The sequence below is a fragment of the Paenibacillus melissococcoides genome (assembly GCA_944800085.1).
Taxonomy (GTDB): Bacteria; Bacillota; Bacilli; order Paenibacillales; family Paenibacillaceae; genus Paenibacillus_B; species Paenibacillus_B melissococcoides.
Window position 1 is genome coordinate 115,218 of record CALYLO010000002.1, and the last position, 13,210, is coordinate 128,427.

13 protein-coding genes are annotated in these 13,210 nt (G+C 58.3%); 12 read left to right on the forward strand and 1 reads right to left on the reverse strand.

Annotated features, from left to right (window positions below; translation table 11 throughout):
* The first annotated feature begins 323 nt into the window (after positions 1-323).
* From OCY70_RS08705 to OCY70_RS08740, 8 genes are all read left to right on the forward strand, one after another.
* Positions 324-1,115 carry an alpha/beta hydrolase gene (locus tag OCY70_RS08705; protein ID WP_213427457.1) on the forward strand — a complete coding sequence of 264 codons (792 nt, stop codon included), beginning with the start codon at positions 324-326 and terminating at the stop codon, positions 1,113-1,115.
* Positions 1,116-1,142: 27 nt separating this feature from the next.
* Positions 1,143-1,916, forward strand: a complete 774-nt coding sequence (locus tag OCY70_RS08710) for an AAC(3) family N-acetyltransferase (RefSeq protein WP_213427458.1) — start codon at positions 1,143-1,145, stop codon at positions 1,914-1,916.
* A gap of 212 nt (positions 1,917-2,128) precedes the next feature.
* Positions 2,129-2,965, forward strand: coding sequence for a sulfite exporter TauE/SafE family protein (locus tag OCY70_RS08715; RefSeq protein ID WP_213427459.1), 837 nt, complete (start codon positions 2,129-2,131; stop codon positions 2,963-2,965).
* Positions 2,962-3,321, forward strand: a complete 360-nt coding sequence (locus tag OCY70_RS08720) for a DUF1634 domain-containing protein (RefSeq protein WP_213427460.1) — start codon at positions 2,962-2,964, stop codon at positions 3,319-3,321. The genes OCY70_RS08715 and OCY70_RS08720 overlap by 4 nt, the downstream gene beginning before the upstream one ends.
* Before the next feature lie 399 nt (positions 3,322-3,720).
* Positions 3,721-6,798 carry a beta-galactosidase subunit alpha gene (gene ebgA / locus OCY70_RS08725; RefSeq protein ID WP_261944773.1) on the forward strand — a complete coding sequence of 1,026 codons (3,078 nt, stop codon included), beginning with the start codon at positions 3,721-3,723 and terminating at the stop codon, positions 6,796-6,798.
* Positions 6,799-6,946: 148 nt separating this feature from the next.
* On the forward strand, positions 6,947-7,966 hold the full coding sequence (locus OCY70_RS08730; RefSeq protein WP_213427462.1) for a LacI family DNA-binding transcriptional regulator: 1,020 nt from the start codon (positions 6,947-6,949) through the stop codon (positions 7,964-7,966).
* Between the two features lie 363 nt (positions 7,967-8,329).
* Positions 8,330-8,890, forward strand: coding sequence for a hypothetical protein (locus OCY70_RS08735; RefSeq protein WP_213427463.1), 561 nt, complete (start codon positions 8,330-8,332; stop codon positions 8,888-8,890).
* 17 nt (positions 8,891-8,907) lie between these two features.
* Entirely contained in the window at positions 8,908-9,516 is a 609-nt protein-coding gene (locus OCY70_RS08740; RefSeq protein WP_213427464.1) for a TVP38/TMEM64 family protein, read from the forward strand.
* A gap of 117 nt (positions 9,517-9,633) precedes the next feature.
* Here OCY70_RS08740 and OCY70_RS08745 read toward each other — a convergent pair whose 3' ends face one another.
* Positions 9,634-9,879 (reverse strand): hypothetical protein, encoded by a 246-nt coding sequence (locus tag OCY70_RS08745; protein WP_213427465.1) that lies wholly within the window; start codon positions 9,877-9,879, stop codon positions 9,634-9,636.
* A 151-nt stretch (positions 9,880-10,030) separates the two neighbouring features.
* On the opposite strand from OCY70_RS08745, the gene OCY70_RS08750 reads away from it, so the two are divergent.
* The 4 genes from OCY70_RS08750 (at position 10,031) to OCY70_RS08765 (ending at position 13,081) form a co-directional block, all read left to right on the forward strand.
* The gene (locus OCY70_RS08750) at positions 10,031-11,308 is read left to right on the forward strand and encodes a lipase family protein (RefSeq protein WP_261944774.1); all 1,278 of its coding nucleotides are present in this window, start codon (positions 10,031-10,033) and stop codon (positions 11,306-11,308) included.
* Positions 11,309-11,339: 31 nt separating this feature from the next.
* Positions 11,340-11,603 carry a hypothetical protein gene (locus OCY70_RS08755; RefSeq protein ID WP_213427467.1) on the forward strand — a complete coding sequence of 88 codons (264 nt, stop codon included), beginning with the start codon at positions 11,340-11,342 and terminating at the stop codon, positions 11,601-11,603.
* Positions 11,604-12,174: 571 nt separating this feature from the next.
* A complete protein-coding gene (locus OCY70_RS08760; RefSeq protein WP_213427468.1) occupies positions 12,175-12,786 on the forward strand; it encodes a class I SAM-dependent methyltransferase in 612 nt (203 codons plus the stop codon).
* Between the two features lie 76 nt (positions 12,787-12,862).
* On the forward strand, positions 12,863-13,081 hold the full coding sequence (locus tag OCY70_RS08765; protein ID WP_213427469.1) for a YwbE family protein: 219 nt from the start codon (positions 12,863-12,865) through the stop codon (positions 13,079-13,081).
* Positions 13,082-13,210 lie beyond the last annotated feature (129 nt).

The window sequence follows — 13,210 nt, forward strand, 5'->3', positions numbered from 1 at the left end:
TCCCTGAGAAGCGGGATTTGGTGAAATTCCTGCAAATCTGCATCCTTTGTCCCTCAAATCGGTGCTACAAGCTGAAAGGGGATGAAATTGATGCATGTTTGCAGGCTTGCCTTTTTCGATAATGGATTCCGTTGCGAAACCTGCACTTTTACAGTTTCCATAGACGATGAACGAAAATGCGGGTTTCCTTCAAAGGGACGATTCGGTGCCATTCCGGCGGGAAAACGCTTGCTTACCTTTTGCCGGGGAACGGACTATAATGAGGATAAAGCAAAGGACTGTACATAGCAGATGGTGAGATGTGGAGACTAGGAGGGGAACGAATGGCACTGCTTACCTGCAACTATTTCTCGGAAGTGTTGGGCTTAAGCACGGCGATGACAGTCATCCTGCCGGAGACGACGGCGGGACAATACGGGATGAACAACGTCAAAGCGACGGAGGTTCATCAGACGCTGTTCCTGCTGCACGGCTTGTCGGACGCCCACACGATCTGGGTCCGCCGCACGTCGATCGAGCGCTATGCCGCCTTGAAGGGCATCGCGGTCGTCATGCCGCAGGTCCATCGCAGCTTCTATACCGATATGGCCCATGGGCTGCGCTATTGGACCTTCCTGACGGAGGAGCTGCCGGCCAAGGCCCGCAGCTTCTTCCCGTTGTCCGCGAAGCGGGAGGACAATTATGTGGCCGGCCTGTCGATGGGCGGATACGGCGCCATGAAATGGGCGCTCTCCTATCCGGAGCGGTTCGCGGCCTCGGCCAGCCTGTCGGGCAGCCTGGATGTCGCCGCCCCCGCGCTGCGGGAGCGCATTCGGGAGGATGCCCGGTTGATCTACGGCGAAGGCGACATCGCCGGAACGCCGAACGATCTGTTCCGCTTGCTGGAGCAGGCGGACCGGCATCCGGGACCGAAGCCGAAGCTGTTCCAATGCTGCGGGACGGAGGATTTCCTCTATGAAGATAATCTCCGCTTCCGTGAGGCGGTGCGGCGCACCGGCTTCGAGCATACCTATAGCGAGGGCCCGGGCGATCATACATGGGAGTACTGGGACGCCCGCATCCAGGATGTGCTGGATTGGCTTCCTCTCGGGCCGCAGGAGCAGCCGAAGTCGTAACGCGGCAGGGAAGGAGACGGAGAGAGCATGCATACGTTACAAAGTCTGATGTCCGATCTGGAACGAATCGGGATAGATCGGAAGGGCACGCTGCTGGTGCATTCTTCTTACAAAAGCATTGGCGGCGTGGAGGGCGGTCCGGATACGGTGCTCGATGCGCTGTCGAATTATATGGAAGAAGGCTTGCTGGTGCTGCCGGCGCATACGTGGGCCAACATCAATGCGGAGAATCCGCGGTTCGACGTCGAAAATACTCCGGTGTGCATTGGCATGCTGCCGGAGAGGTTCCGCAAGCGCCCCGGCGTCATTCGCTCCTGGCATCCGACCCATTCGGTCGCCGCTCTGGGCCGCGATGCGGCAGCGTTCACGGCCGGGGACGAACGGTTCGACACGCCGTGCGCCCGCGGATCGGCCTGGGGGAAGCTGCTCGATCGCCAGGCCGCGATTATGCTGGTCGGCGTCGATCTGCGCCGCAATACGTTCATTCACGGCATCGAGGAATGGCTCGATATTCCGGGAAGAATGACCGAGGAGCGCGAGCAGCTCAATACGGTGCTTCCGGACGGAACCGTCATCTCCGTTCCGTCGCGCAGACATTGCGGGCTGAACTGGTCGGAGCATTTCTGGAAGGTGGATGACGTGCTGCGGGAGGAAGGCGCGATGAGACTCGGGCGGTTCGGCGATGCGGAGGTGCGGGTCTGCGATACCGTACGAATGACGGAAGTGCTGACGCGGATGCTCCAGGCCAATCCGGATCTGTTCTCGGATAATGAACCGTTGAACGCCGCACGCGCAACGTAAATGAAGAAGACGGCAAGCCGACACGACACGTTCGCGTGCCGGCTATTGTTGTGATCGGAGTCATCCGTCGTTCCCGATTACTCCCTCGATCCGGTTTGCGGCCGGCTGCAGGGGGCTTTTTTTGGCATGGAAAAGAGCGGTGAATCCCGCATTCCTTGGCATCTTATGGGACATCTTAAGGAGACAGGGGGGGGCGAAAGGGGCATCGGATCATGATCATGACGACGATACAACTGCTGCTCATTTCCCTGGTCGGGGGCACCGTCGGGGCCGTGCTCGGCCTGGGAGGCGGCATTATTATTACGCCTGCGCTCACACTGCTGTTCGATGTCGATATCCGGTATGCGATCGGAGCCAGCATCATCTCGGTCATCGCGACATCCAGCGGGGCGGCGATCGCGTATTTGCGCGATCGGCTTACGAATCTGCGGGTCGGCATGTTCCTGGAAGTGGCGACGACGATAGGGGCGGTCACGGGGGCCTTCATCGCCAGCCTGATCGCGCCGAACGTGCTGTTCATTCTGTTCGGGCTGCTTCTGTTGAATTCGGCTTACGGCATGGTGAAGAAGGTGAATACCGAGCTTCCGGAGCATACGAAGACGCATCCGCTCGCGGCAAAGCTGAGAATGAACGGCTCGTATTATGATAAAGCGCTGGGGAGGCAGGTCGATTATCAGGTGGCCAATGTTTACGGCGGATTCGGCGTCATGTACGCGGCCGGCGTGATCTCCGGCCTGCTCGGCATCGGGAGCGGCAGCTTCAAGGTGATGGCGATGGACGTATTTATGAAGCTCCCGCTCAAGGTCTCCAGCGCGACCAGCAACTTCATGATGGGGGTGACTGCGGCGGCGAGCGCCGGGATTTATTTTTTCCGCGGGGATATCGACCCGAGCATTGCCGCTCCCGTCGCTATCGGCGTGCTGGCCGGCTCGACGCTTGGAGCGCGCCTGATGCAGAAGCTGAAGAGCCGCACGATCCGGCTGCTGTTCATACCGATTCTGGGCTATGTCGCCATTGAAATGATTCTGCAGGGGGTGGGCTGGATATGAATTCGAAGGCGGAGGATGTTGAACTGACGGTCAGCCGCCTGCTGCGGATCGGCGTAGTGGGAGCGGGTCTGTTCATTGCCTTCGGGCTGCTCCTCTTCCTCGCAACGGGCGAGAGCGGGTATCCGGATGCCAGCTTCCCGACGACGGTGGCCGGAGTGGCCGCCGGAGTGGCCGGCTTCAAGCCCTATGCATTTATATCGCTCGGGCTGCTTCTGCTTATTCTAACCCCGATCTTTCGCGTCGCCGTGTCCATCCTGGTCTTCCTGAAGGAGGGCGATATCGTGTATGCGGGCATTACGGCACTCGTGCTCGTGATTCTGCTCATCAGCTTCGTGCTCGGACGAGCCGGAATATAATCGGAACACCCATCCGGAAGAAGCCGCTTCGCTTCTTCCTCTTTTTTGCGAAATTTTGTCATTCGGCGCTTCTGCTTCTTCTCCCTCTTTTTCAGCTTTCTCTCCCTCTCTTCCTCTTCTTTTCCCGGCTTTCCTCCTCATTTAAGTGAAAATATCCTTCCGATTCAGATAATTTTAGTAAAATAAATTGACACATCTTGAAGAAACTCGTCGGATTTTCGGGTAAATAATTTAGTAAAATAAATTGATTTTGTTTTACTTCAGTGATACATTTACTGTGTATCCGATGACAAGAGCGAGCTTCCTTCACGTTTTTCGTTTTACGTTGTGTAGGCCGATTTATAGGAATCTTCTGTTTACGATCGCAGCCTGATCAATCTTATGGGGGAGGGTTCATTTATGCGTCGCAGAAAAGTATGGGAAGACATCGGCATCGCCCACCGGAACCGGATGGAGGCGAGAGCTCATTTCTACTCTTACCCAAGCCGGGAGCGCGCCTTGACGGGCGAGCCGGCGTATACGCATCATTTCAAAAGCTTGAACGGCATCTGGCAGTTCCTCTTCCTGCCCGCGCCGGAATATTCGCCGCCCGGCTTCGAGGCCGCCGAGTATGACGCGGACGGCTGGGACGATATCCGCGTGCCGGGCAACTGGCAGATGCAAGGCTATGGCCGCATGCATTACTCGGATCTGTGGTACAGCTTTCCGATCAATCCGCCATATGTGCCTACCGATAATCCGGCCGGCATTTATAAGCGTTCCTTCCGGATTGGCCGGGAGTGGCTGGAGGACGGGCAGCAGGTGATCCTGCGCTTCCATGGCGTCGATTCGGCCTTCCATCTGTGGGTGAACGGTGCGGAGGCCGGGTACAGCAAGGGGGCGCGCCTGCAGTCCGAGTTCGACGTTACCGGCTTCGTGCGGGCGGGGGAGAACCAGCTGACGGTCCGGGTGTACCAATGGTCGGACGGAACGTATCTGGAGGATCAGGATATGTGGTGGCTGAGCGGCATTTTCCGCGATGTGGATCTGTATGCCCAGCCCCGGAGCGGCATCCAGGATGTGGCGGTAGTCACGAAGCTGGACGGCACCTATACGCAAGGCGTCTTGTTGGTGGGGGCGAAGATTCGCCATCCCGGCGCGGATCTCACGCTCGCCTACGAGCTGCTCGACGATCGGCGGCGGACGGTAGCGGAGGGCGCGGTGCCGGCGGCAGTGGAGCAAGTGCGGTTCGAGGCGGAAGTTGCGCAGCCGAAGCTGTGGAGCGCTGAGACGCCGGAGCTGTATACGCTGCTGCTGACCGTCAAGCGGGGGAATGACATCATCGAGGTCGTTCCGCAGCGGGTCGGCTTCCGCCAGATTGAGCGGCGCGGCTCCACCTTCACCGTCAACGGCGTCGCGATCAAGTTCAGGGGCGTTAACCGCCATGACGCCCATCCGTTGACCGGCCGCGTCGTCTCGCGGGACGATATCGAGCAGGACATCAAGCTGATGAAGCAGCATAACATTAATGCGGTGCGGACAGCGCATTATCCGAACTCTCCGTATCTGTACGATTTATGCGACGAGTATGGCTTGTACGTCATCGATGAGACGGATCTGGAATGCCACGGCTTCGAGCTGACGGGGGACTATAATTGGATCTCCGACGACCCGGCATGGGAGCGGTCCTATGTCGACCGGCTGGAGCGGATGGTGCAGCGGGACAAGAACCATCCGAGCATCATCATGTGGTCGCTTGGCAACGAGTCCGGCTTCGGCTGCAACTTCCGCGCGATGGCGGCGCGGGCGCGCGAGCTCGATCCGACGCGTCTCGTTCACTACGAGGGGGATCGGGAGGCGGAAGTGACGGATGTCTACTCGACGATGTACACCTGGCTGGAGCATCCGGATCGGAAGACGATGCAGCATATTATCGAGACCTCGGACAAGCCGCATATTTTGTGCGAATACGCGCATGCGATGGGGAACGGCCCGGGCAATCTGCGCGAGTATCAGGATTTGTTCGACGCGCATGACAAGCTGCAGGGCGGCTTCGTGTGGGAGTGGATCGATCACGGACTTCATACCGCAGCGGAGGACGGACAGGTCTATTACCGCTACGGCGGCGACTTCGGCGACGATCCGACGAACGGCAACTTCTGCATCGACGGCCTGGTCATGCCGGATCGAACGCCGTCGCCCGGCCTGCTGGAGTATAAGAAGGTTATCGAACCGGTGCGAACGGCTGAGGTTGATCTGGCCCGGGGCATTATCCGCTGCGAGAATAAATACGACTTTGCCTCCCTCGACCATCTCGATCTGTTCTACAGCATCGTGAAGGACGGAGAACCGATCCGGACGGGCCGCGCTTCGGTGGCCGGCATTGCCGCCCGGACGGCGCGGGAGCTCGCGCTTGATTATTCGCTCGATTTCGAGCCGGAGGCGGGGGCCGATTATTATCTTAACCTGTCCTATGTATTGAATCGGGACACGGCCTGGGCGTCCCGGGGACATGAGGTGGCCACTGCCCAGTTCCTCCTGCCGGTGGAAGCGGAGGCGGTGACGGTGCGGCCGGCGGGCCTGCTGGAGCTGGAGGAGCGTCATTGCGAGCTGATCATGCGGGGGGAGGACTTCGCCATTACGTTCGATACCGTCAAGGGGCAGATCGCCTCCTGGACGTACAACGGCTGCCGCGTGGTCGAAGCCGGTCCCCGGCTGCAGTTCTGGCGGGCGGCGATCGATAATGACATGTATCTGGTGCCCGACTATAAGCAGAAAACCTTCCTGCATCTGATGCACGAAGTCGTGGAGGAAGTCGCCTACGAGAGGTGCGGAGAAGAGTGTGTTCATGTCCGGGTGCATACGATGAACGCCTCGACCAACGCTTCATGGCATTACCGCTCGGTGTACGAGTACCGCATCTATGGGAACGGCGACGTCCTGTTCGAGGTGCTCGGCGTTCCCGGCGGCCATCTCCAGAATGCGCCGGAAATGCTGCCTCGCATCGGCGTGAAGCTCCGGATCAACAAGCAATGCGAGTTCGCCAAATGGTACGGGCGCGGCCCCGGCGAATCGTACGCCGACTCGAAGGAAGCGAATCGGTTCGGCGTGTACGAACAGACCGTGGACGGCATGTTCACCCCGTACGTGACGCCGCAGGAGAACGGCAACCATACGGAGACCCGCTGGGTCCGGCTGGCGGACCGGTACGGCATCGGCTTGATGGCGGCGGGTTATCCGAGTGTGGATTTCAGCGCTTCTTATTATGAAGCCGGCGATCTGGACGCGGCCAAGCATACCATCGATCTGCGGAAGCGCGATTACATCGTCTTGAACCTGGACTACAAGCAGAACGGGCTCGGCTCCAATTCATGCGGACAGAACCAGCTGGCCCGCTACCGCTGCGGCTTCGAGCCGTTCCATATGAAGCTGAAGCTGTCCGTCTATTCCAATAAAGTCATCTCCGATGCCCGCAAAGGGAAGGAAATCATATTGTAAGCAGCCGTTCAACCCGCTATCCTCTAGATAGCGGGTTGTCTATTTGCACGCCGTGGCAGCCGCTATTTATTTACTAAAATGATTGTGGATTTACTAAAAAATGAAGTACAATGAGGGATATTAGGTTTACAGATTAGGAGTGAACGGGATGGCAACATTGAAGGATATCGCGGAGAAGGCGATGGTATCCGTCTCGACGGTATCCAGAGTATTGAATTACGACGAGACGCTTTCCGTATCGGAGGAGACGCGGCGCCGCATCTTCGAAGTGGCTGAGGAGCTGGAATATACGAAGCACAAGCGGGGGGCGCGGACGGAGGAATCCGCCGCTTCGTCCGGGGAATCCGCCGCGGCTGCGACCGTCGGGCTGCTGATGACGTATCCGCGCAGCGAGGAATTGAACGATCCTTATTATTTGACGATGCGGCTGGCGATCGAGGCTGCCGCCCGGGATTATCAGGTGCAATGGTTGGCCGGCTTCCAGGACGAGCTGGAGCTGGACAGCGGCGCGGCGGACGGCTATATCGTCATCGGGCCGGTGCAGCGGGAGCAGGTGAGCCGGCTGGCGGCCGTCACGCCGAATCTCGTCTTCGTCGAGCCGGTGCCGTGGGACAACCGCTTCGATATCGTCATCGCCGATCTTCACGATGCGATGGAGCAGATGCTGGCGTATGTGCACAGCCTGGGACATCGGGACATCGCCTACATCGGCGGGCGGGACGATGACGGATATGACGGCGCGGATCGGAGGGAAGAAGCGTATGAGCGGTGGATGCAGAAGCGGGGTTGGTACGACCCGCAGCGGGTTCGCATCGGCCGCTTCTCGGCAGAGGACGGGTATCGGTTGACCCGCGAGCTGATCGAAGCGGGCATTCGCTTCACGGCGGTGCTGGCGGCGAATGATTCGATGGCGATCGGCGCGGTGCGGGCGCTTCGGGAAGCGGGGCTGAAGGTGCCCGCCGATATCAGCGTCGCCGGATTCAATGATATTACCGTCGCCCAGTTCATGACGCCATCCTTGACGACCGTGAAGCTCCACAGCGAATTCATGGGCCGGACGGCGCTGGAGCTGCTGCTCGAGCGCATCCGGACGAAGCGCGTCATCAGCAAGAAGGTCATCATTCCGGTGGAGCTGATGATACGGGAGAGCTGTGCGGCCGTCCGATAAGGTCGGCGTCTCGCTTGCATGGCAAAGATGACATATATAGCAAGGGGCCTGTGATTAGTGTTATAATCTCCACAGCAAACAATGGACGCGGCAGCGGGAATGCGCGTAGCGGGCGGGCTTAGAGCCGTATGCCGGCCGGCCGCAGCGGGTTTTGCGGCAAGCATGCAGAGGGACCCGTGAATGCGTGATTGTCATACTATCTTCCGGCTCGTCCCCGACAATGGTCTAGGTCGAAGCCGGTCGCGGGATTGTGTTATTGCTTCCGCCGCTCCAATACAATAGAAAAGGATGATTCAGCGGGCCGAGCTGCCGGCAGGAGCTCTTCATTCATTCTTTATTGAAATTAATCACAGGTTGGTGAGCATGGTGGACAAGAGAAAGATTTATATCCTTCTTACCGACACGGGCACGATTTTCTCCAAACTTATCCGGCTTTATACGAAGGCGCCGCTTAATCACGCGTCGATCGCGCTCGATTCCGAGCTGCGGGAGGTGTACAGCTTCGGCAGGAAGCATCCGCTCAATCCGTTCCATGGCGGCTTCGTCAAGGAGCGGGTGCAGGGCTATCTCGTGCGGACCGAGAATCGTCCTACGCAATGTGCGCTGTACTCTTGCACCGTAAGCCCGGAAATATATGAACGGATCCGCCTGCGCCTGAAGCAGATGGAGCGGAATCCGGAACAGTATAAATATAATCTGCTTGGCCTGTTCGGCATCATTTTTAATATACCTATTCGCCGGGAGAATGCTTATTTCTGCTCCCAATTCGTTGCCTCCATGCTGCAGGAGCATGGAATGTGCGTAGTGGACAAGAACTGGGTATGGGTGACGCCGGAGGATTTCCGCCATTCTCCGTCCCTGCAGCTGGTCTATCGGGGCGATCTGCGGACCAAAGTGCGTCACAAGAGGCGGAAGTACTCATAGAAGACAAAGGAGTCATCATGCTGGAATGGTTGGAACGCACTTATCACTATTTATCACAGCTTGACATGGAGCAGATTCAAGCCCTGCTTGAGAAATATTCTTCGCTCGGCCCTATCCCGGGCATCGCCCTGCCGATGGTGGAGGCGCTGCTGCCCTTCTTGCCGCTGTTCATTATCGTCGCGGGCAATGCATCCGCCTACGGTTTGTGGCTCGGCTTCATCTATTCGTGGCTCGGCACGGTCGCGGGGGCGCTGCTTGTCTTCCTGGCCGCGCGCCGGTTCGGGGGGAGATTCAGCACCTATTTGTCGGCGAAGTACCCGAAGGCAGAGCATTTCTTCTCATGGATTGAACGCAAAGGCTTTACGCCGCTGTTCCTGTTATATTGCTTTCCGTTCACCCCTTCCTTCTTCGTCAATATCGCCTCGGGCGTAAGCAATGTGCCGAAGCGGATATTTGTCGCCGCCGTCGTGCTGGGCAAAGGAGTTATGGTATTCATGATGTCCTTCGTCGGCCATGATTGGCAGGGCTTTATCTCTCATCCGTGGCGCCTGCTCGTGTCGGCGGCGGGATTGTTCCTGCTGTGGTATCTTGGCAAAAAGGTCGAAAAGCGTTATCAAATCCAATAAGCGGGCGGATATCGTCCGAGCCCGATCACGTTCAATATCCGCAAGCCTGCCGCCTCTCGAGAGCGCAGGCTTGTTGCTCTATCTCCGTAAAATGCAATGAGGGCCTCATCAGGGCCCTCATTCTTCCGGTCTTACCGTGCTGATCACTTCGAATGTCTTATAATTCACCTGCGCGTACACTTCCTGATCCGGCTTGCCGTGAACATTCCCGTACAGAGCCAGATTGTCGGACACATATTCAGGCTGGAACTCATGCCTCGTCCAGTCGACCTCCAGGCCATACTGATCCTTGAAAAATTGCGTGCCGACGGCCATCGCCTTGTCTACTTCCGCTTGCCGCTGTTCCTCTGCAGGCTGCTTCATTTCCGCACCACATCCTATAAGAAATGCAAACATCAGGAACAAAAAACCTGTAAAGAGGAAATTTTTTCGTCTCAATGGCTTCACTCCTACAGGAAATCTTCTATAATAAAAATATTATAACATCCAATTTTATGAAATAAAAGGAGCGTATATGGCGAAGGGAAACCATATTTCTGACAAGGATTATGTACGCATGTCCGGCTCCGCCTATGATGACCTGCCCCCAGGCCGTTACGACGGAGCCGCAGGATCGTGGAAAGTCATCGAGCCGAAGGGCGTCAAGCTTCATGACTCCTACTCCGGATTCGATGCGGCCGTCTTCCGGAACAAGGACACGAATCAGATTGTGGTCGCCTTCCGCGGGACGGAACCGACGGGCGGATTGTCGCGCACCGTTCCCGACGTGCTGACGGATTATCACGATATCGTCAAGGGGCGCTTCAAGGATCTGGAGGAGACGTACAGCTCTCCCGTCAAGACGGCCGTGGCGTACTTGAACCCGTTCAGAAACGCGGGATCGGAACATATTGAATACAGCACGAATCAATTCCGGCGGGCGGATCAGTTGGTTGAGGCCCTGAAGGAGAAGTATCCCGATGCGGAGATCTCGCTGACCGGCCACTCGTTGGGGGGAGCGCTGGCCCAGTACGCGGCGGCCAAGCATAAGGTCGAAGCCGTCACCTACAGCGCGCCGTCGGTCATGAACCTGCTGCCGGACGACTTGGCGAAGCAGGCCGAGCAAGGGAAATTCGACGATCTCATTACGAATTACGTCAACCCGAAGGATGCGATCGGGGCGGGGGCGCTCAGCGAATACGAACGGCATGTCGGATCCACCTACTATATCAACGGTGACTACGCCACCGCCAACCGGGAATATGAAGGGGCGCTCGGGGCGGCCCGGCGGCTGAAGGAAACGCCCTTCGGCGTGAATCACCACTCCATGAAGCACTATAAGTTCGACGAGGACGGCAATATCAGCAACGAACTGGTGAACCGGCTCACAGGGGAGCGGCTCAGTGCTTCGCCTCGCCTCCCGCTGATTGACCGGCTGGCCCCGGATGGGCTGCCTGCCTTGTTCTCAAGCGCGATGGCGGGCCAGCCGCTCCTTGCTTCCCTTCAGGAAACCGGCCTGCCCGGCGGATCGGGAGGCGGGCTGCTGGAGCTGCGGCCGCAGGAGCTGATGCAGGTCGCCCGCACGCTGCAGAGTCATGTCGAGCAATTCCATCATGAAGCGGGGGCGGCGCTCGGCACGATTGCGCAGCTGCTGCATACGAGCCAGATCCGGCGGCTCGCGGCCATTACGGAGGCGGCCAGCCAGGATATGCGCAGCACGAAGGAATGGTACGCCGCGGCGGCCCGCGAGATGGCGGAATATATCGGGCGCAAGGCAGAGGAGTTCCATCAGGCCGATACGAGCCTGGCGTAGCCCATGATACTGACGAAGGAGGCGCTACTCGATGCAGCATCGCATATTGGCCGAGCTGAATGACCTGCGCCGGTCTGTCCGGGAGATGGAGCAGCTCATTCAGCGTCTGGGCCAGAATGAACAATATATTCACGGGCAGCTGCAGCGGATTGCCGATTGGAAAGGCCAATCCGCCGACGAGCTCCGGGAGCGGTTCATGGCGTTCCGCCAGGAGCTGTCGGCCCGGCAGCAGGAGATTGCCGCCTATATCGCGGATATGGAGCGTGTCGACGCCTCCGCCGGACGGCTGGGTTAGCCTCCGTCCGCTGCCGCGCGGATAAGGGGTACCGGGGGAACGGACGATGGCCCGGGAAGCGCGATAACATAGGGAAGGACCCGTCATGGCTGGCGGGTCCTTTTCGTTCGGGGCGGGGGGAGTGGACAGCGGCCGCGCTTGAGCCCCAATGAACAAATGTTGAGGAAAAAGGTGGAATACTGCAAGTTTACATCATTTTCCCGATCTCGCGGGCGGATTCGGCCAAATTACTGCAAGGACGCAGTTTTTTGCTTGTTTCATCTGAAATCCTGGCTCAAATGGCTGGAATTCCTGTAGATTTGCAGGATTGGTTATTCAAGAAGACGGTACCGGTTAAAGAAATGTATTTTTGCAGCTTTCGGGGGAAGCTGGAGGTAAAGCGGCTCTAGAAAAGTCTGTACGGGGGAAGAAAAGGGGGCGTGCCCGCCTGGGTGACGGCGGATGAAGCCATTCGTTCGTAATCTGCCTCTTGACGGCGGGGTGGTTCGCGGGATGGTTCGGCTTGAATAGTGGCAATTTTGCCTGCTTTCCTGTAACATGGGGAAAATAAAACGGAATCGAGCGTGAATGGATGCTGGAATGGACAGGGGAGCGGATTATCCCCAAACTGATGAAGCCGATGAACGGGATGCTGCTGGAGCATATTGCCCGCTATTACTTTGCGACGCCGTATGCCCGGGGCAGGGTGCTCGATATCGCTTGCGGGACCGGGTACGGTTCCCATCTGGTCGCGAAGGAGCGCAAGCGGGAGGTGACGGAGATTGTCGCCGTCGACAATGACCTTCCGACCTTGCAATATGCACGGCGGGAGTATCATCATCAGAAGGTGACGCACGTCGAAGGGGATGCGACGGACCCGGAGCTGCCCGGCAAGCTGGGCACCTTCGATACGATATTGAGCTTCGAGACGGTGGAGCATGTGGCCGACGATCGGCAATTGATGGACAACCTGTATAGGATGCTCAATCCGGGCGGCGTCCTCGTGCTGTCGAGTCCGTTCGGCAGGGGGAGAGGAATGCCGACGAACGAGCCGTTCCATGTGCATCAGCTCACACCGGAGCAATTCGCGGAGCTGTTCACCCGGTTCGCGGAGACGGATATTTACTATCAGCGCGGCGTCACGTTCGAGAAGCCGCGGGAAGGAGTGCGGTATTTTATCGGCGTCGCCGTGTGCCGCAAATAGGGGACGACATCCGAGGAGGCGCCCGGCTTGATCGGGCGAAACGGGCAAAAGCCGTGCTTGAAGGAGGGAAGCATATATGGAACAGAGCGGGCAGCAGCGGGCGAGCCTCCGCCCCGGCCTCGAGGTGGATATTGTCCTGAAGCAGGATCAGCGCACCGGCAAGACAACCCGGGGCGTCGTCAAAGATATTCTTACGAATTCGGCCTCTCATCCGCATGGCATCAAGGATCGCCTGCAGGACGGGCAGGTCGGCCGGGTGAAGCGGATTATCGGATCCGGCGATTCGGGACAGTGAACTTGCCGGAGGATCTCGAACGGAGGACGCCGGGATCGAAGCCAGGGGCGGCAAGCAAGACCGGAATCGTTCCCAAGACGAAGCAACGAATTCACGAGACGAATCAAGGTATGAATCCATGGAACGAAT

Coding starts and splice junctions, on each gene's coding strand:
- OCY70_RS08730 (WP_213427462.1), top strand. CDS start 6,947: ATGGCAACATTGAAGGATATCGCGGAGAAGGCGATGGTATCCGTCTCG.
- OCY70_RS08705 (WP_213427457.1), top strand. CDS start 324: ATGGCACTGCTTACCTGCAACTATTTCTCGGAAGTGTTGGGCTTAAGC.
- OCY70_RS08765 (WP_213427469.1), top strand. CDS start 12,863: ATGGAACAGAGCGGGCAGCAGCGGGCGAGCCTCCGCCCCGGCCTCGAG.
- OCY70_RS08750 (WP_261944774.1), top strand. CDS start 10,031: ATGGCGAAGGGAAACCATATTTCTGACAAGGATTATGTACGCATGTCC.
- OCY70_RS08740 (WP_213427464.1), top strand. CDS start 8,908: ATGCTGGAATGGTTGGAACGCACTTATCACTATTTATCACAGCTTGAC.
- OCY70_RS08760 (WP_213427468.1), top strand. CDS start 12,175: ATGCTGGAATGGACAGGGGAGCGGATTATCCCCAAACTGATGAAGCCG.
- OCY70_RS08745 (WP_213427465.1), bottom strand. CDS start 9,879: ATGAAGCAGCCTGCAGAGGAACAGCGGCAAGCGGAAGTAGACAAGGCG.
- ebgA (WP_261944773.1), top strand. CDS start 3,721: ATGCGTCGCAGAAAAGTATGGGAAGACATCGGCATCGCCCACCGGAAC.
- OCY70_RS08735 (WP_213427463.1), top strand. CDS start 8,330: ATGGTGGACAAGAGAAAGATTTATATCCTTCTTACCGACACGGGCACG.
- OCY70_RS08710 (WP_213427458.1), top strand. CDS start 1,143: ATGCATACGTTACAAAGTCTGATGTCCGATCTGGAACGAATCGGGATA.
- OCY70_RS08755 (WP_213427467.1), top strand. CDS start 11,340: ATGCAGCATCGCATATTGGCCGAGCTGAATGACCTGCGCCGGTCTGTC.
- OCY70_RS08720 (WP_213427460.1), top strand. CDS start 2,962: ATGAATTCGAAGGCGGAGGATGTTGAACTGACGGTCAGCCGCCTGCTG.
- OCY70_RS08715 (WP_213427459.1), top strand. CDS start 2,129: ATGATCATGACGACGATACAACTGCTGCTCATTTCCCTGGTCGGGGGC.